The organism is Pseudohongiella spirulinae, from assembly GCF_001444425.1.
GTDB lineage: Bacteria > Pseudomonadota > Gammaproteobacteria > Pseudomonadales > Pseudohongiellaceae > Pseudohongiella > Pseudohongiella spirulinae.
Window position 1 is genome coordinate 1271765 of sequence record NZ_CP013189.1, and the last position, 18704, is coordinate 1290468.

The window sequence follows — 18704 nt, forward strand, 5'->3', positions numbered from 1 at the left end:
CCGATGGCTAATGTAAATGACTCATGGACAGAAGACCGCCTGGCGAAACTTAATCGCCACGGCCATTTCCGCCTGCGCGGTGAGTCAATGTCGCGCCTGGAAACCTTTGTGGATGCAGCCTTTGCGTTTGCTGTAACCATGCTGGTCATTTCCGTGGATGATGTGCCACAGAGTTATGATGAGTTTATCGAAGCCCTGCTGAACACGCCGGCATTTGTGGCAAGTTTTTTTCAGGTCATCATGTTCTGGCTGGGCCACAGGGCCTGGAGTCGGCGGTATGGCCTGGAAGATGGCATGGCGTTGACCCTGTCACTGATTATTGTCTGCGGTATTCTGGTTATTGTTTATCCGCTTCGTGTCATGTTTGCTGCGGCTGTTGGCTACTTTTCGGATGGTCTGCTGCCATTTCCGTTTCCGCTGGAGTGGGCGCATATGCGGGCCATTTTCGCCATTTATGGCGCTGGCTTCTGTGTCATGTGTGCGCTGATTGCTGCCTTGTATGTACATGCTTATCGGCGTCGGGACTGGCTGGCGCTGAATGCTGAAGAACGAGTTGCCACGCGTGCTGAAATCGAGGCCTGGCTGATTCCCTCAGCGACCGGGTTGATGGGGCTGGTACTGGCGCTGACGGCACAAGGGGAGTGGATTGTTCTGGCTGGTTGGGTCTACGTTACCTTGTTTATTACTCTGCCGGCTCACGATGTGCTGTTGAAGCTAAGACTGCAAAAACTGGCGCAGACATCATCTGACTGAGTCTGCGCCAATATGATTCATCCCTTGTTACAAGGCTTTGATGCTTTGCACTTTTTCCGTCAAGGCGGCCAGTGCGGCCTGCGCGCTGCGTTGGCGCTCCTTCTCCTGCTCAACCAGCTCTGTCGGGGCATTCTGCACAAATTTTTCGTTGTTCAGTTTGCCATTAATGCCCTGTAGATTTTTCTCCAGTTTGCCGATTTCTTTGTCCAGTCGTGCAAGTTCGGCATTTTTGTCGATCAGATCGGCCAGTGGCACCAGAATTTCCATATCCTGATACAGTTGCGTAGCGCTGACCGGCGCTGCTTCGTCGTCTGTCAGGATGCGCAGTTCAGAGAGCTTGGCGAGCTTCAACAGATTGGCCAGGTTGTCTGAAAGACGACGCTGGTCTTCGCTGTTAGTTTTATTTAACAGAGCAGGAAAGAGCTTGCCCGGTGGAATATTCATCTCGCCACGGATATTGCGTACACCAACAATCACGCCTTTTACCCAGTCAATGTCTGACTCGGACTGGGTGTTGATCAGGTCCTTGTCGACCTGCGGGTAGGCCTGCAGCATGATGCTGGTGCCGGCCGTGTTGATGCCAATCAGTGTAGCTATTTTCTGCCAGATTTCTTCAGTTATGAATGGCATCAGCGGGTGCAACATACGCAGACTGCTCTCCAGCACGCTGAGTAGTGTCAGGCGCGCAGCCTGGGCTTTTTCCGGTTGATTATCAGCATCCCACAACACGGGTTTGGACAGCTCGACGTACCAGTCGCAATACTCGTTCCAGAAAAAGTCGTAAATGGCCTGCGACATCAGATCAAAGCGGTAATTGGCCATGTGTTCGTGCACCTGGGCAACGGTCTGTTGCAGGCGCGACAGAATCCAGCGATCGGCCAGGCTCAAGTGGGCATTGTATTTCAGCGCTGTCACATCGGTGGCGCTGAACTGAATACCTTTTTCCTCAGTGTTCATGATCACATAACGTGAGGCATTCCAGATCTTGTTACAGAAGTTACGGAAACCCTCCATTCGCCCCAGATCGAATTTGATGTCACGTCCGGTGGAAGCCAGAGAGTAATAGGTGTAACGCAGCGCATCGGTGCCGTAGCCGGTAATGCCATCAGGGAACTGGGCGCGGGTGTTTTTCTCGATCTTTTTCTCGAGTTGCGGCTGCATCAGACCTTCGGTGCGCTTGGCCACCAGCGCTTCCAGGTCGATGCCATCAATCAAATCGATGGGGTCAAGTACATTACCTTTTGACTTGGACATCTTTTGACCCTGCTCATCGCGGATCAGACCGGTAATATAGACCTTCTTAAACGGAATCTGGCCGGTGAACTTCAGAGTCATCATGATCATACGCGCGACCCAGAAGAAAATGATGTCAAAACCTGTCACCAGCACATCTGTGGGGTGGAAGGTTTTCAGGGTTTCCGGATCGTCCGGCCAACCCAGTGTTGAGAAGGTCCACAGGGCAGAGGAGAACCAGGTATCGAGTACGTCTTCGTCCTGCTTCAGCTCCAGGTCGGCTGGCAGATTGTATTTCTCACGCACCTGCGCTTCGCTGCAACCGACATAGATATTACCTTCGATGTCATACCAGGCGGGAATTCGATGACCCCACCAAAGCTGGCGGGATATACACCAGTCCTGAATATCGCGCATCCAGGCAAAATAGGTGTTCTCCCACTGTTTCGGCACAAACTCGATATCGCCATCTTCAACAGCCTTGATAGCCGGCTCTGCCAGTGATTTGACGGCCACATACCACTGATTGGTCAGATAGGGCTCGATCACAACACCCGTGCGGTCGCCACGAGGCACTTTTAACTTATGCGGTTCAACTTTCAACAGCAGGCCGGCCGCTTCCATGTCAGTGACCAGCTTTTTACGCGCTTCAAAACGATCCAGGCCTTGATAGGCTTGCGGAGCGTTATCATTGATAGCAGCATCAATGGTGAAGATGTTGATCATCTCCAGGTTGTGACGCTTGCCCACTTCGTAGTCATTAAAATCGTGGGCTGGGGTAATCTTTACGCAGCCGGTACCAAATTCCGGGTCAACGTAATCATCTGCAATGATCTGAATGCGCCGATTGCACAGGGGCAGGTCTACCCATTTGCCGATCAGCGATTTGAAACGCGGGTCGTCGGGGTTGACGGCAACGGCGGTATCACCCAGCAGGGTTTCCGGACGAGTGGTGGCGATGGTAATAAAGTTGTCGCCACTGTCGGTTGTTGCACCGTCGGCCAGCGGGTATTTGAAGTACCAGAAGAAGCCATCTTCCTCTTCGTTTAATACTTCCAGGTCGGACACCGCCGTGTGAAGTTTAGGGTCCCAGTTAACCAGACGGTTGCCACGGTAAATCAGGCCTTCGTCGTAGAGGCGGACAAAGACTTCCTCAACCGCCGCCGACAGACCGGGATCCATGGTGAAGCGCTCGCGCGTCCAATCGATGGAGGCACCCAGGCGACGAATCTGCTGAGTGATCATGCCACCGGATTCTTCCTTCCACTTCCACACCTCATCCAGAAACTTTTCGCGGCCCAGATCGGTGCGCTTGATGCCCTCGCGCTCCAGGCGGCGTTCAACCACCATCTGTGTGGCAATACCGGCGTGATCAGTGCCGACCTGCCAGAGCGTGTTGTGACCCATCATGCGGTGATAGCGAATCAAGGCATCCATGATGGTGTCCTGGAAGCCGTGGCCCATGTGCAGACGGCCGGTGACGTTGGGCGGTGGAATTACGATACTGTAGGACTCGCCTTTGCCGCTGGGGGCAAAGTAGTTGCGCTCTTCCCAGGTCTGGTACCACTGTTGCTCGATGTCTTGGGGCTGGTAGGTCTTGTCCATGGGTGCTTGCTTGTCTCTGCGATGGGTGTGCATTCGTAAGCGCCGGATTATACCCGATGCGGCTCTTCATTTGGAGCGCGCGGCGGTAATTGCTTCGATTGGCTCCGGCCTTTACGACGGAGGTTAGTTTCGATCGGGTCCGGCCTTGGGCGGGTGGGGGTAGTTGCTTAGGAGACGCCCGTGAACCCATCCATGGGGGGCTCGGCGCCAGCCATCCATGGCTGGCGACGCTCCACGCAACTACCCCCATCACCCCGCGGCCGGGGTTGATCGAAGCTAAGCAAACGCACCCGACCCCTCTGGGCCGGAGCCGATCGAAACTACCTCGCACAAGCCACCAGTAGTGACAATCATCTGACCGGGTGGCGAGCGCGTACTATGGGTGTAACATCGTGATGAATTGAGGTTCAGTGGCGCATGATGACAGCAAGATGCTACCGACAGTGGTTGATTGGGCTGGTGCTGGGCTGGGTCGGCATGGCGCAGGCGCAGGCGCAGGCGGCGTTTGAACATCGGCCTTGGACAGAGCTGCTGCAGGCGCATGTGCGGGTGATCGATGGGGGGCAGGCGACGCAGCTGGATTATGTCGGGATGAATGAAGACAGGCAGGCGCTGCGGGCATATCTGGAGGCACTGGCCGCAGTGTCCAGGGATGACTTTGAGCAATGGTCGCAGGATGAGCAGCTGGCATTTCTGATTAATGTTTACAATGCCTGGACTGTAGAGCTGATCCTCACTGAATACCCCGACCTTGACTCCATTCGCGATATTGGTGGCTGGTTTGCTTCACCGTGGAGTCAGGACATTGTGGAACTGTTTGGTGAACGTTACACGCTGGACAATATCGAACATGACATGATTCGTGGCTGGGGCCGCTACAATAACCCGCTGATTCATTTTGCCGTCAATTGCGCGAGTATTGGCTGTCCGGCATTGCGTGATGAGGCGTATGAGGGGGCACGACTTGACACCCAGCTGGAGGAGCAGACGCGTCTTTTTCTGATGGATCGCAGTCGTAATCATCTCGATGGGCGCACACTTTATCTGTCTTCAATTTTCCGATGGTATCCGGAGGACTTCGAGCAAGGCTGGATGGGGTTTGAGTCTGTTCAGCAGTTTGTCAGTGCTTATGCGTCAGCGTTGGATCTGACGGCTGATGATGTGCGACTGCTTGAGGCAGGACAGCTTCGGATTCGGTATCTGCGCTATGACTGGAGTCTGAACGATCTGCGGTAGTCGGTCGGTTCTGGAAAATGCCCAACAGAATCAGGGGTACCACAATCATCAGGCTGCCGATAACAAACCATATATCCGGAGTTTCGGCAAACCAGATCCAACCGATGAGTATGGCCCAGATCAGGCCGGTATATTCGGCACTGGTTACCTGGTTGGCGTCGACAGTGCGATACGCGAGCAACACGGTCAGACTATAAACCAGAATTAAAGCGCCAGAACTGAGAGCAAATCCCAGGATGTCGGGTCGCCAACCCGGAGCGCTGATAAACCATTCGCCCGCAAATAACAGTATGGCAGCAGGCACCATGAGTACATGGCTGATAAACAGCTTGTGTACCGTGCTGTGCTGAGGCGGCAACAAGCGAACCAATACGGCGTTGATGGCCAGCGCCAGCGCACCGCCCAGTGCCGCGATTGCACCCCAGTTGAACTCCAGCGGTCTCAGTATAACCAGCGTACCCGCCAACCCACTCACTACTGCGAGCACACTCCAGGGTGTTAACTTTTCGCTGAACATCAACACGGCCAGTAACATGACCATCAAGGGTGCAATATAAAACACCGCATTGGCAGTGGCCAGTGGCAGGGTAGTCAGGGCGACGACCATACAAAACACACCCAACAGGGCCATCGCTGATCTTAACAAGTGGACGCGCAGACCAGCAAAGGGAGTGTGCAGATCAAACTGGCGATAAAAGGGCAATAACAGCGCAATGGTGATCAACGTTCGTACCAGAATGAACTGAAAAACAGGCGCGCCGCTGCCCATCAACTTGACAACAACATCTGATAGCACCGCCAGTGCATTGCCTATGATTAGCAGCACGATTGCGCTTCGCAGCGTATGACCTTTCATGGGAGATTCCGTGCCCGCCTGTGACCACTGCACCGGCGGGCATTACGAGGAGGGCCAGGTTCAGGCTTTCTGGCGACGCAGATACTCAACCAGCAGAGGCACAGGACGACCCGTAGCACCTTTCTGGGCGCCACTCAGCCAGGCAGTGCCGGCGATGTCGAGATGCGCCCACTGGAATTTCTCGGCAAATCGGGACAGAAAGCAGGCTGCGGTGATCGTGCCGGCTTTGGGGCCGCCGATGTTCGCCAGATCCGCGAAGTTTGAGTCCAGTAACGGGAAATATTCTTCGTCCAGCGGTAGCTGCCAGACGGTATCCAGTGTCTGCTGGCCAAGCTCAAACAACTCCTTGGCCAGTGCTTCGTTGTTGCTGAGCATGGCGGTGTTTACTTCACCAAAGGTCGCCACCGCCGCGCCGGTCAAAGTTGCCACATCAATCACTGTTTTGGGGTTAAAGCGCTCCGCATAGGTCAGTGCGTCACACAGAACCAGGCGGCCCTCGGCGTCGGTATTAAGAACTTCTATGGTTTTGCCAGACATGCTGGTGACGATGTCACCGGGTTTGGTGGCCTTGCCGCTGGGCATGTTCTCGGCAGCAGCTATCACAGCAACCACGTTGATCGGCAGGTTCAATTCTGCAACCGTTGTCATAGTGCCAATAACCGATGCCGCACCGCACATATCGAACTTCATCTCGTCCATGCCTGCGCCGGGTTTCAGGCTGATACCGCCGGTATCGAAGGTGATTCCTTTACCTACCAGGCAGTAGGGTTTACTGCCGGCTTTGCTGGTGCCCTTGTGCTCAATCACAATCAGTCGGGACTCTTCTTTAGAGCCGTTACCAACGGAGAGCAGGGAGCCCATACCCAGTTTTTCCATCTGTTTTTCAGTCAGAACCTTGACCTTCAGCGATTTGTATTTGATGCCCATTTCTGTGGCCGTCTGCGCCAGATAGGACGGCGTACAGATATTGCCTGGCAGGTTGCCCAGCTCTCGTGTGACGCTCATGCCTTTGCTGATGGCTTCGCCGGCCTGCATGGCATCGCTCAGGGTTTTGCGGCTGGCATCAGCGGCGGGTGCGATATTGACGGTTTTTAATGTCCATGCATCAGATTTCTTGCTCTTGGTCTGATCATAACGGTATTGAGCGTTGGCCGTTTCCATGGTGAGCTGCGTCACCGCCCAGGCGGCATCACGACCCTGGATGGCCAGCTGTGCCAGAGTGCTGGTTGCTGTTTTTGCACCACTTTTGTTAATGCTGGTGGCAGCTGCGCGAACCGCTTTGCGCCAGGCTTTAGCATTCAATTTGGCCTTTTCACCCAGACCGACCAGCAGCAGTCGTTCAGTCTGGCTGTTGCCGGGAGTTGGAACCATCAGAGTTTCGGCAGTTTTGCCTTTGATATCGCCGGATTTGATCAAACCGCTGACCAGCTTGCCTAGCGACGCGTCAAGCGTCATGCCATCGGCGGCCAGACCGGTTTTTTCACAGACCCCCAGAACCAGGCAGTCGACTTTCTTGTTCAGGGTTTTGTCAGTCAGTAACTGAAATTTCATAACATTGATGTCCTGATGAATAAGGTATTGATTTTAAATGGCACAGATTGGCTGTCATGCTAGTTAAAAGACGACAACAAGGCAATACTGAACGCCTTCAGTGTACTTTGCCGCCTGAGACGATTAAAATTGGCGCCCTGTTTATCACCCTGAATCACGGAGTTGTTATGGCCCGAGTCAAAATCAGCATGCCGGAAGAGTTTTTGTTCAGCATGGAGTACCCGGTGCGCTTCAGTGATCTGGATTATGCCCGTCACCTGAATAGTGTTGCCATGGTGCATATTTTGCACGAAGCCAGGCTGCAGTTTCTGGCCAGTCTGGGTCTGACGGAGGCCAATATTTTTGGCCTGGGTATGGTGGTGACAGATATGGCGATCGACTATCGCTCTGAGTCTTTTGCCAAGGATGTATTGGTCATTGAGGTAGGTGTCAGTCGGTTTAATAAATATGGCTGTGATATCTGCTTTCAGATTACCAATTCAGCACTGGAGCGGGTTGTGTGTAATGCTAAACAGGGCGTGGTGTTTTTCGATTTTGACAAACATAAAATTGCGCCGGTTCCCCCGGCGTTTAAAAGTCTGGTAGGCGAAACCGAACTTTAGGGCCGCGGGCACCATGATCCTGTTTCGCTACTTTGCCCGTCAGCTGCTGCAGGTCACGGCTGCAGTAACGCTGATTCTGCTGGTTGTCTCATTTACCTCGCGTTTTCTTCAATACTTGGCCGATGCGGTAGCTGGCCAGATGACCACAGATATCCTGTTGTTGTTGATGTCTTTCAGGTTGCCTGAATTTCTCAGCATTATCGTGCCTTTTGCCTGGTTTTTGGCGATTCTGCTGGCTTATGGGCGCATGTATGCGGAAAACGAGCTGGTGGTATTGCATGCCTGTGGCTACAGTCGTTCTCGCCTGCTGGCTGTGACCAGTGTTGTCGCGGTGCTGCTGGCGATTGTCATGGGCGGGTTGAGTCTATACCTGGCACCAGCCGGCTTGCAGCAGACGGAGCGTTTGCGGCTTTCTCAACAGGAATTGACGGAAATTGATCTGATTGTTGCCGGGCAGTTTCAGGAATTTAATCGTGGGCAACGGGTTACCTACGCGGAGACCATTTCTGAAACAGATCAGGGTCGGCAATTGAATAACACATTTGTTGTTGTGCGTGCTCCCGGTGGTGCAGAAGGGGAGCCTGAGTTGCGAGTGATGGTGGCGCGCACGGCCAGACCCATTCTGGATCAGGAAACCGGACGTCGCTTCATGTTGCTGGAAGATGGATATTTCTACGATGGTGAGCCAGGCCAGGCTGATTACTCTGTCACGCAATTTGAACAGCAGGGTATCCTGCTGCCAGAGCAGGCGAATATAGCACCGGTTCTGGAAGAAAAGGCCTTACCAACCGCAGCACTGCTGGGTTCGGCGCAGCCCGGTCTGCAGGCGGAGCTGCAGTGGCGTATTTCGGTGGTGTTGTTATTGCCTGTGCTGACCTTGATCGCAGTTCCGCTAAGCAAGGTTGAACCACGGCAGGGGCGTTTTGCCCGCCTGGTGCCGGCAGCACTGCTGTATGGTTTGTACTTTATGCTGTTGCAGGTTTCCAGAGAGGCACTTGAAGATGGTGATCTGCCTGCAGCAATAGGTCTGTGGTGGGTGCACGCTGTGTTTTTGCTGTATGGACTGATCCTGTTGATGAAAGGTCGTCCACGACAACGTCCGCTTGCAGCGAGGGCTCCTTGATATGGGCTTGTTGGCGAGATATGTCAGCAAAATGGTACTGGGTGCCATGCTGGTCGTGCTTGGCGTCATAGCCACTATTGACCTTATTTTTACCCTTGCCGACGAACTGGGCAGTACCAATGAGTTTTACACCGCTGCTCATGCCGTGATGTACGTGCTTATGACCATGCCGACCAGTGTCTATGAATTATTACCTTATGTGGCACTGGGCGGGGCGATTATCGGACTGGGCGTGCTGGCTTCCAGCCAGGAGCTGCTGATTATGCAATCGGCCGGCATCAAGACTACCCGACTGATTTACTGGGTGTTGTTGCCGGTGTTTGGCGTCATGCTGTTTAGCCTGATACTGGGCGAATGGGTGGCGCCGACGCTACAGCAGCGTGCGCAGAGTGAACGTGCAGTGATTATGAGTGGCGGGCAGGCCATTACCAGTGAAGGCGGTCAGTGGCGCAAAATTGGCAATGAATTTATTCATGTCAATGCCATCGCGCCGGGCGGTCGGGAGTTGTTTGGAGTCACCGTTTATGAGCTGGATGAGCAGCGGCGGGTATTGCGAAGCAGCTTTGCGCAGATAGCAGAGTACATTGATGAAGGTGAGCAGTCCTACTGGCGTATGCACGATGTGCAGGAGACACTGTTTGGCAGTGACAGACTGGTTGCCGCCGACTATCCCATGTATCGATGGGATATTGATATGTCTCCGGAGTTACTGAGCGTTCTGTTGGTTCGCCCTGATCGCCAGTCAATCAGTGGCCTGTTCCGCTTTGCGCGTTATTTTGATAGTGAGGGGCTCGATAGCAGCAGCTATTACCTCGCTTTCTGGAAGAAACTGATGCAGCCACTGGCGACGCTGGCGCTTGTGGTGCTGGCGATTTCCTTTGTATTTGGCCCGCTGCGTGAAGCGACTATGGGGCATCGGGTGTTTGTGGCAATTGCCATTGCGCTGGGGTTCACTATCGCCCAAAGAACGTTGGAACCAGTGACGATTCTTTACGGGATAAACCCGTTTTTTGCGGTTTTGTTCCCCATACTGCTATGCGTTCTGGTTGGGCTGTATCTGCTACGGCGAGTCTAAATACCTGAGTAACTCAGGGAACCAGACTGTGCATGCGAATGTTGATCATGCGCAGGGTGGCCTTTACACCCGCCAGCACCTGGTTGGCGTCGACGCCGCGGGTCTTCAGCTCACGTTCTTCCAGGCGCCATGTAATAATACATTCAGTCAGTGCGTTGGTGTTGCCACCGCGGGGAATGTGCACCTCGTAGTCCAGCAAGGCTGGCATACTGAAGTCGCGTTTTTTTAGTATCTTGCTCACGGCGTCTGTAAACGCGGCGAAGCCGCCAGTACCGGAACCAGACGCAGTATAAATTTTGCCCTGAATGCTGACACGGATGCTGGCGGTGCTGTCGACATCCAGTCCGCTGCTGATGTAACAGTTCAGCAGCTCGACATACCGATACTCGCGCCGCTCCAATACATCAGCAATGATAAAGGGCAGGTCGTCGGCCGTAATCAGAGCTTTGGAATCGCCCAGTTTAACCACTTCCTGCAACACTTTTTTCTGATCTTCAGGCGAAAGCTCCAGACCTAATTCTTCCAGGTTGTTGGCCAGAGATGCTTTGCCACTCATCTTGCCAAGTGCGTAAGTGCGTTTGCGTGCAAACCGCTCGGGACGCAGGGCTGTGATGTAAAGGCCGCCTTTCTGGTCGCCGTCAGCATGAATACCCGCTGTCTGGGTAAACACATCAGCGCCGACGATGGGGGCATTGGCAGCGACCCACTTGCCTGAGAAATTTTCTACCATGCGACTGAGCATGGCGATGCGTGTTTCATCGATAGACAGATGGACTCGCAGTTTGTCTTTCAGCACAACAGCGACTTCTGCAAGTGAGGCGTTGCCCGCCCGCTCGCCCAGGCAGTTGACGGTGCAATGCACTGTGTCAACGCCAGCTTTTACTGCCGCCATGACGTTAGCCGTGGCCAGGCCGTAGTCATTGTGTGGGTGGAAATCAAAGCGCAGTGTCGGGAATCGGGTAATCATGTCGCGCAGTGCGGTGTAGACCTCATCCGGCGTCATCACACCCAATGTGTCCGGCAGCATGAAGTTGCCGATACCAATATCAGTGATGCCGCTAACCAGGCCAAAAACGTATTCGGGACTGTCCTGATAGCCGTTTGACCAGTCCTCGAGGTAAAGGTTGACGCGCAAACCCTGTTCCTGAGCGTAGGCCACAGTCCTGCGAATGTCCTGAACATGCTCGTTCAGCGTGCGGCCAAGCTGCTCACGACAGTGTTTCTCGCTGCCCTTGGCCAGCAGGTTTATTACTTTTCCACCAGCATCACGGACCCAGTTAACACTAAGCGTATAATCAACGAACCCCAGCACTTCAACTTTATCCAGAAAGCCTTCCTGGGCCGCCCATGCGTTGATATCGGCTACGGCACGTTGCTCGCCCTCAGAAACTCTGGCCGAGGCGACCTCAATGCGATCAACTTTCAGGGCCTGCAGCAAAGAGCGGGCAATCTGCAGTTTTTCCTTTGGGGTGAACGATACGCCCTGGGTCTGTTCGCCGTCACGCAGTGTGGTATCCAGTAGTTGGACGTGACGATTGTTGAGCTCGGTATTGGCGTTCATTGTGCAAAGTTTCCCAAAGTGGATCGCAGTCAGAGGCGCGATTCTAGCAGAGTTTAAGTTTCTGACGAAATGACCGATAATACCGGCATGAACCGATCTCTAGCTGTTTCACTGTTAATGGGCCTGTCATTGGCCAGCCTTGATGTTCGTGCAGAAGTGCGACCGGAGCGTTTATGGTTGCCGCCCGCGTTTGCACAGTACTCGGATGCACTGTCAACAGCCGCTGAGCTGGCGCTGGAACATCCTGACTGCAGGGAAGTTCTCTACGGTCGTCTGAATGAGTTCCGCAGCGCTCAAACAGAGATCAGTTTCACCATTCTATGCATGAAAGATGCTCGCAGCACGTTTAATCAGGTTTTTGCACTGGCTGACTTGCTGGATAATCCGGCAGCGGATGCGCGACGCGCGGCCAGGCAGCAGGAGCTTGAACAGCTTCGCGGCCTGCTGCAGCCTTCAAGCAGGCCTGGCAGTGACAACGAGGCTGAAACAGAGGCAGACGCAGAGCAGGATGAGGACTCGTCACCGGAAATTTTCTGATCTTATGACAAGACCTTCTGATAATGCCAATACCGCGTCAAAACCTGGCAAAATAAGTGAACGACGCCTGCTGAGTGATGATGAAATTGCCAGCCTGCCCCGCGCCGGGTTGCTGCGGAGGCTTGCTGCGCTGCTTTACGATATGTTCCTGGTTGCTGCTATCTGGTTCTGTCTGGGGTACCTGCTGCTTTTTGTGTTTGGTCTGTTTGCCGACAATACCAGTCGGCTGGTTGATGGCCAGGTAGTGACACATCCGATCTTGTCTGCTTTGCAATTTGCGATGATGCTGTCGACATCCATCGCATTTTATCTTTGGTTCTGGAATCGGTCGGGGCAGACACTCGGTATGATTGCCTGGCGTATCCGGGCGTTGCAGCTTGATAACCGACCGATCACCCTGCGCCAGGGTTTGATTCGCTGGTTGGCAGCGTGGCCCAGTTTCTGGTTGGGCGGGCTTGGCTATCTGTGGATGTATGTGGATAAGCAGCACGATGCAATTCACGAACGGCTATCACATACAAAAACGGTCCTGCTGCCCAAGCATGCAAGACCGTTTTAAACTATCTTTTTTGTTTCAAGCGGGGATTGGCAGCGCCTTCAAAGCCGCAACAACCCGATCTCCGAATGCCTGTGTGTCAATCATCTTGACGTCTGAACCAGGCCTGGATAAATCTGGCGTCGAGTAACCATCTGCGAAGACACTTTGCATGGCATGCCAGACATTCCTGGATTCCTGAGTCATGTTAAAACTCATTTCCAGCATCATGGCAACTGAGCCGATCATTGAGTATGGATTGGCGATATTTTTACCGGCAATGTCAGGTGCCGAGCCATGCGAGGGTTCATAATATGCTTTGTCATCACCCAGACAGGCAGAGGGCATCAGGCCCAGTGAGCCCAGAATGCCACCACCCTGATCGCTCAGAATGTCACCAAACATGTTCTCCATGACCATCACGTCAAAGCGTCCGGGATTCAGGCACAGGTAAGTAGCGGCAGCGTCTACCAGAATGTTCTCGACTTTGACGTCGGGGTAATCTTTGCCAACTTCGTCGATGACCGCATTCCACAGCACACTGGATTTAAGGACATTGCTCTTGTGGATATTGTGCAGCACTTTTTTGCGCTTTTGCGCTGTCTCAAAGGCCACTTTGGCAATGCGCCGAATCTGATTCTCGTCATATTCGAGTGTTTCTTTGACATACCGGATGCCGTCGGCGGTTTTACCCGTTTCTTTCTCACCGAAGTATAGCCCACCCACCAGTTCGCGAATGATCATGATGTCGATACCGTCGCCAATAATTTCCGGTTTCAGCGGCGAAAAGTGAGCCAGACCTTTGGGCAGAAATACTGGCCGAAAATTGGCATAAGTGTTGTAGCGGCGACGCAGTGGCAGCAGAGCGCCCCGTTCCGGCTGCATATCGACCGGAATCTTCTGGGATTCTTCATGACTCAGACCAATGGGCCCTTTCAGGATTGCATCGGCCTCATCGCAAACTTTCTGGGTCTGTTCAGGAAAGGGGTGTCCGCACTCAAAGTAGGCACTGGCGCCAAATGGCGTATGGATCAGGTCGAAGCTGATATTGTTACGTTCGGCGACCAGATCCAGGACCTTTACGGCCTCACGCATGATTTCCGGCCCGATACCATCCCCATCGAGCAGGGCGATTTTGAAATTACTCATGAAATTATCCGTTGTTTGTCCAGACAGCGACATGCCACAGAAATCTATGACGTTGCATGACGACGTTGTTGCATAAATAGGAGGGTCAGTAATTTACCACGTTAGGTGGTCTGTCGGAAGGTGCAGGAGGGCAGGCTGTCTCCTGATTGTCAGAAAAGCTGCATGACCTGGCGTATGAAGATGAGTGCCAGTATCACCACCACGATGTAAGAAATGGTATCGCTGACTTCAAAACCAAAAAATTTCTTGGGTTTGTCCTGATCATTTTGTGCCATGATAACAACCTGATTCCGTGTCTTGGTGTGTGTAGACTACACTATTAAAAAATAAAATGTCATTACCAGAATGGGGGTGCGACAGATTGTCGCACCTATACAATAGTCAACAATAGTCACACCACTATTAGCCACGCCGATACGTCTGTCTCGCCGCGCGTTAGCCGATGGGCCAGTCTGCGGCGTCCACTGAGTCCAGCGCTGAATCGGGTGTGTGCGGTGCCCAGCGTCTGACATACATTCCATCTACATCAAATTTGCTGGCCTGCGCAGCGAGGTCGAAATGACGTCCGCCACGTGGATCCACCCCTACACCAGCGATATATTGCCAGTTACCCCAATTGGAGGCAACGTCAAAGTCAATCAGCATGTGCTCAAACCAGGCGGCCCCATAGCGCCAATCCATGCCCAGTTCATTCACAAAGCAACTGGCGGCGATCTGTCTGCCACGGTTTGACAGATAACCGGTAGCCTGAAGCTGGCGCATGCAGGCGTTAACCAGTGGCCAGGGCGTGTTGCCATGACACCATTTGCGATACCGCTCCGGATGCAGGCAGGCATGCGGCGGTCTGCTGCGCAGGCCCTTGAGCTGGAAAAGTGAGTCTTTCTGAGCAAGCGCCAGCCAGTGGAAGTATTCGCGCCACAGCAGTTCGAAGTACAGCCAATAGCTGGACTCGTTAGCACCTTTTTGCTGTTCATATCGCAACAGGCGTTTGGTGATACGCCTGGGTGAAAGACACCCTGCCGCTAACCAGGGGGAAAGCCTGGATGAGTTTTCCCAGTCGTCCAACTGATCCCTTACGTTTTTATAGTCAGATGGCAGATCACTGTTGAAATAGGCCTCTAGGTGTTCAGAGGCTGCATTTTCGCCGCCGATAAAATCAGCTGAGCCGCTGCCTGATTGCTGATACCGTTTTGGTATCCAATCTGGCAGGCTCTGATCCGGCACCACTTGAAGGGGGGCGCGTGGCAATGACCCCGGAGCTTGCAGTGGTTCTGGCACAGAGAGAGTTTCAACCTGCTTTCTATAAGGCGTGAAGCCTTTGCGCAGCGTCTCAAGCGAAATGTCAAAGGAACCGGTATCGAATAAAGTGGCGGTGTCTACCTGCTCAATGATCAGCTCAGGAAAATGCTGAGACAGAAATTTGAGTATGCGAAGCTCATCACTGGCTATCTGACGTGAGCAGATCAGCCTTTGAACCTTATGTCGACGGATCAGCTCTGCCAGTTGCTGTTCCGGCAGTCCGTAGCGAATCTGCAGGAATTGGCCCCTGATCCTCAATTGTTCCGCCATCGTATCCAGGCTTTGCCGCAGGAAGCGCCAGCGATGGGTGCCCATGGAGCTGACGTGATATCTGTGCGGCTTGAACCAACGCTGGTCGATGCAGTAGACACAGATCAGCGAGTCAGCCTGGGCTGCTCTGACCAGGGCCGGGTTGTCATCCAGTCGCAGGTCGCTGGTCAACCAGTACAGACTTGTCGTCATGATCGCATCCTTCAGTGTGTTTAGGGTAAAATTACGACCCGCGGCATTTCGCAGATCAGCTTATATCTTTTCAGGAGTATTTATGAAGCAGTTGTACATCCCCGGTTTATCAGTTTTAGCCACCGTAGCGCTTATCAGCCTTGCCTGGATGAATCTGGATCTGCCGAATCAGGAACGTGTTCATGCCTGTATAGGCGAGTGTTACGAGGATTATGTTGCAGCTAATGGTAACATTCTGGACCAGCAGCGCGCGGCCGCGGAAGCTGCGGCATCGGCCAGCCCCGCCGAACTGGGACGAACTGCTTATGCAGGATGTCAGGCCTGCCATGGTGCCACAGGTGGTGGTGGAGTAGGTCCGCAGCTTGCCGGTCGGGACCAGGCGTTTATCGTGGAAGCGTTGACTGCTTACAAAAATCGCGAAACCCGTGGTGATCAGAGTGCCATGATGTGGCCATCGGCAGCCGCTCTGTCTGCGGCTGATATTGAGAACCTGGGCGCCTTTATAGAGTCCCTCTAATCCCTTTTTTGATGCCGGAGCAGACAGCTGATGCGGTCATTGACAGTTACACTCATGATTGTCCTGGCCGCACTGGCTGCCTGCTCTTCTCCGGAACCTGCGCAAATGGTACCTGAACCCGGCGTGTCACAGCAATTAGCGCAAACGCGTGCATCAGCCGTTACCGATGTCAGTTACGATCTGCATTTCCGGATTCCTGAATCACAGAACCAATCAGTCACAGGCCGTGTGCTCATAGAGTTCACCTTGCTCGATGCAGATCGTTCGCTGGTGATCGATTTTCGCGCGCCACCTGATCATATCCACCAGGTTTTTCTGAACGGGCAATCGGCAGAATATTCGACGCCACAAGATCACATTGTCATCGCTGCTGAACATTTGTCCGTGGGTCCAGTGTCTGTTGAGATTGATTTTCAAAGCACTGACAATGCGCTGAATCGTCAACCTGATTTTCTGTATACATTATTTGTTCCTGACAATGCTTCGACGGCATTTCCGGTTTTTGAACAGCCTGATATCAAGGCGCGGTACCGACTTTCGCTGAGTGTACCTGACGATTGGCAAGCGCTGGCGAATGGTCAACTGCTGCGTCGTCAGCCTGATTCAGACCGAAACAATGCCGATCGGCTGGAATTCGCCGTCACCCAGCCTCTCAGCTCTTATCTCTTTGCGTTTGCCGCCGGTCAGTTTCAGACTGAGACTGCCGTGCGCAACGGGCGCGAGATGACGATGTACCATCGTGAGACTGATGCTGACAGTGTGGCACGAAATCGGGATGCCATTTTTGATTTGCATGTCACCGCCCTGGACTGGCTGGAAGACTATACAGCCATTGATTATCCATTTGATAAATTTGATTTTTTTGCAATTCCAGCGTTCCAGTTCGGCGGTATGGAGCACCCGGGAGCCATCTGGTATCGCGCTGAAAGTCTGTTTCTTGATCCCGGTGCCTCACGCAACCGGGAGTTGGGGCGGGCCAGCCTGATAGCCCATGAGACCGCACACATGTGGTTTGGTGATCTGGTGACCATGCGCTGGTTTAATGACGTCTGGATGAAGGAAGTGTTCGCAAATTTCCTGGCAGCCAAGATTGCCGGTCCCGCGTTTCCAGAGCTCGATCTGGATCTGCGCTTTTATCAGGCACACCATCCAACCGCCTATGCCGTGGACCGCACAGCTGGAGCCAATCCCATTCGTCAGCCATTGGACAATCTGCGTGACGCCGGATCGCTTTATGGGGCAATCATTTATCAGAAAGCCCCTGTGGTCATGAATCAGTTGGAGTTGCTGCTGGGTGAAAATGCACTCAGGGACGGATTGCAGCGATATCTCTCGGATTACGCGTTCTCCAATGCCGATTGGCAGGATTTGATCAACATACTGGATGCCAATACTGATCGTGATCTGTCCGCCTGGAGCCACGCCTGGGTGGACCAGCCGGGACGACCCAGGGTGCAAGGTATCTGGCAGCAGTCTGCACTTGAAATAGTGCAACGCGATGACGATCAGCAACGTGATTTGCTATGGGCTCAACCAATGAGCGTTCTGGTTTCTCAGAATGAGCAATTACGAAGCTATGAGCTCGAATTGTCCGAACGCAACGCGTTCATCGATATGGTGGATCAAAGCCGTCCGGATTTCGTGCTGGTCGGGGTCGATGGCGTCAGTTACGCGCGTTTTGAAATGGATGAATCCGGCCGGCAAGTCTTGCTGACAGCTATTCATGGGTTTGAATCCGCCTTACATCGCGCGGTGGCATGGCAGCAGTTGTGGGAAGACGTACTGGAAGATCGCCTGGCTCCTGAGCAGTTACTGCAGGCGCTGCTGGTTGGATTGCAGCAAGAGCGTGCTCCATTGATGGCTCAGCAGATGATGGGGCTGCTAAGAAACATCTGGTGGCGCTATATACCCGAAGCAGCCCGTCAGCGGCAGGCTACTGAGCTGGAGCAGGTCTTGTGGAATGCCATGCAACAGGCGGCTGCGTCTGGTGATAAAGGCGCCTATTTCGATACGTTGGTGAATGTGACTGTCTCCAGAAATGGCGTACAGCGCCTTTATGAGCTCTGGTCCGGTGACAGCTCTATTGAGGGACTACCCTTACAGGAGCAGCAGTTTATTACTCTGGCAGAGGAGCTGGCGCTGCGTGACAGGCCGGACGCCGGACGCATTATGGATGAACAGCAGTCGCGTATTACTAACCCGGATCGTCTGGCAAGGTTTCAGTTTGTCCGGGTGGCGTTTGAGGGCTCAGCCAACGAACGAGGTGCCATGTTCAGATCGTTTGCGGATGTACAGAATCGTCAACGTGAATCCTGGGTGCTCGATGCTGCCCGCGCCATTCATCACCCGCTGCGGGCAGAGCAGTCTCTGTCTCTGATTTTGCCGGGGCTGGAAATGTTGGAAGATATTCAGCAAACAGGCGATATATTTTTCCCCTTGCGATGGCTGCACGCCATTCTGGATGGGCACCGCTCACCTCAGGCTGCGACGGTGGTTGAACAGTTCATTGCAGCGAACGGTGACATGTCACCCAAGTTGATGGGTAAACTGTTGCAGGCTGCAGACGGTTTGTTGCGGGTAGCTGACAGCGACTAAACCCCATCAGGTCAA

At 53.5% G+C, this 18704-nt stretch carries 16 protein-coding genes; 9 read left to right on the plus strand and 7 right to left on the minus strand.

What is annotated here, in order from left to right:
* The first annotated feature begins 3 nt into the window (after positions 1-3).
* Positions 4-753 carry a TMEM175 family protein gene (locus tag PS2015_RS05790; RefSeq protein ID WP_058021334.1) on the plus strand — a complete coding sequence of 250 codons (750 nt, stop codon included), beginning with the start codon at positions 4-6 and terminating at the stop codon, positions 751-753.
* Positions 754-780: 27 nt separating this feature from the next.
* Here the strand turns inward: PS2015_RS05790 and PS2015_RS05795 are convergent, their stop codons facing one another.
* Complete coding sequence (locus tag PS2015_RS05795; protein ID WP_058021335.1) at positions 781-3591, minus strand: valine--tRNA ligase; 2811 nt, start codon at positions 3589-3591, stop codon at positions 781-783.
* Between the two features lie 417 nt (positions 3592-4008).
* Here PS2015_RS05795 and PS2015_RS05800 point away from each other — a divergent pair, with 417 nt between their 5' ends.
* Positions 4009-4827: a DUF547 domain-containing protein gene (locus PS2015_RS05800; RefSeq protein WP_237113391.1), complete on the plus strand. Its 819-nt coding sequence runs from the start codon at positions 4009-4011 to the stop codon at positions 4825-4827.
* On the opposite strand, the gene PS2015_RS05805 is transcribed toward PS2015_RS05800, so the two are convergent.
* The gene (locus tag PS2015_RS05805; RefSeq protein WP_082627987.1) at positions 4712-5683 is read right to left on the minus strand and encodes a DMT family transporter; all 972 of its coding nucleotides are present in this window, start codon (positions 5681-5683) and stop codon (positions 4712-4714) included. The two genes, PS2015_RS05800 and PS2015_RS05805, sit on opposite strands and share 116 nt — an antisense overlap.
* Before the next feature lie 60 nt (positions 5684-5743).
* Positions 5744-7234 (minus strand): leucyl aminopeptidase, encoded by a 1491-nt coding sequence (locus PS2015_RS05810; RefSeq protein WP_058021336.1) that lies wholly within the window; start codon positions 7232-7234, stop codon positions 5744-5746.
* A gap of 167 nt (positions 7235-7401) precedes the next feature.
* Here PS2015_RS05810 and PS2015_RS05815 point away from each other — a divergent pair, with 167 nt between their 5' ends.
* From PS2015_RS05815 to lptG, 3 genes are read left to right on the plus strand one after another with little or no spacing between them, the layout of a single operon-like run.
* Positions 7402-7836 (plus strand): acyl-CoA thioesterase, encoded by a 435-nt coding sequence (locus PS2015_RS05815; protein ID WP_169792273.1) that lies wholly within the window; start codon positions 7402-7404, stop codon positions 7834-7836.
* 13 nt (positions 7837-7849) lie between these two features.
* A complete protein-coding gene (lptF, locus tag PS2015_RS05820; protein ID WP_058021338.1) occupies positions 7850-8959 on the plus strand; it encodes an LPS export ABC transporter permease LptF in 1110 nt (369 codons plus the stop codon).
* 1 nt (position 8960) lies between these two features.
* Positions 8961-10034 (plus strand): LPS export ABC transporter permease LptG, encoded by a 1074-nt coding sequence (lptG, locus tag PS2015_RS05825; RefSeq protein ID WP_058021339.1) that lies wholly within the window; start codon positions 8961-8963, stop codon positions 10032-10034.
* A 13-nt stretch (positions 10035-10047) separates the two neighbouring features.
* Here the strand turns inward: lptG and PS2015_RS05830 are convergent, their stop codons facing one another.
* On the minus strand, positions 10048-11595 hold the full coding sequence (locus PS2015_RS05830; RefSeq protein ID WP_058021340.1) for a hydroxymethylglutaryl-CoA lyase-like TIM-barrel protein: 1548 nt from the start codon (positions 11593-11595) through the stop codon (positions 10048-10050).
* An 87-nt stretch (positions 11596-11682) separates the two neighbouring features.
* Here PS2015_RS05830 and PS2015_RS15705 point away from each other — a divergent pair, with 87 nt between their 5' ends.
* Both PS2015_RS15705 and PS2015_RS05840 read left to right on the plus strand, forming a co-directional pair.
* On the plus strand, positions 11683-12132 hold the full coding sequence (locus tag PS2015_RS15705) for a hypothetical protein (RefSeq protein ID WP_169792274.1): 450 nt from the start codon (positions 11683-11685) through the stop codon (positions 12130-12132).
* 4 nt (positions 12133-12136) lie between these two features.
* Positions 12137-12691 (plus strand): RDD family protein, encoded by a 555-nt coding sequence (locus PS2015_RS05840; protein ID WP_058021342.1) that lies wholly within the window; start codon positions 12137-12139, stop codon positions 12689-12691.
* Between the two features lie 15 nt (positions 12692-12706).
* Here the strand turns inward: PS2015_RS05840 and leuB are convergent, their stop codons facing one another.
* From leuB to PS2015_RS05850, 3 genes are all read right to left on the minus strand, one after another.
* Positions 12707-13816 (minus strand): 3-isopropylmalate dehydrogenase, encoded by a 1110-nt coding sequence (gene leuB, locus PS2015_RS05845; RefSeq protein ID WP_058021343.1) that lies wholly within the window; start codon positions 13814-13816, stop codon positions 12707-12709.
* A 149-nt stretch (positions 13817-13965) separates the two neighbouring features.
* A complete protein-coding gene (locus tag PS2015_RS15885) occupies positions 13966-14091 on the minus strand; it encodes a hypothetical protein (protein WP_257721209.1) in 126 nt (41 codons plus the stop codon).
* A 160-nt stretch (positions 14092-14251) separates the two neighbouring features.
* Positions 14252-15577 (minus strand): DASH family cryptochrome, encoded by a 1326-nt coding sequence (locus PS2015_RS05850; protein WP_082627990.1) that lies wholly within the window; start codon positions 15575-15577, stop codon positions 14252-14254.
* Between the two features lie 82 nt (positions 15578-15659).
* On the opposite strand from PS2015_RS05850, the gene PS2015_RS05855 reads away from it, so the two are divergent.
* Both PS2015_RS05855 and PS2015_RS05860 read left to right on the plus strand, forming a co-directional pair.
* Positions 15660-16094 carry a c-type cytochrome gene (locus PS2015_RS05855; protein WP_237113392.1) on the plus strand — a complete coding sequence of 145 codons (435 nt, stop codon included), beginning with the start codon at positions 15660-15662 and terminating at the stop codon, positions 16092-16094.
* 30 nt (positions 16095-16124) lie between these two features.
* The gene (locus PS2015_RS05860; RefSeq protein WP_082627991.1) at positions 16125-18689 is read left to right on the plus strand and encodes a M1 family metallopeptidase; all 2565 of its coding nucleotides are present in this window, start codon (positions 16125-16127) and stop codon (positions 18687-18689) included.
* The last annotated feature ends 15 nt before the right edge of the window (positions 18690-18704 follow it).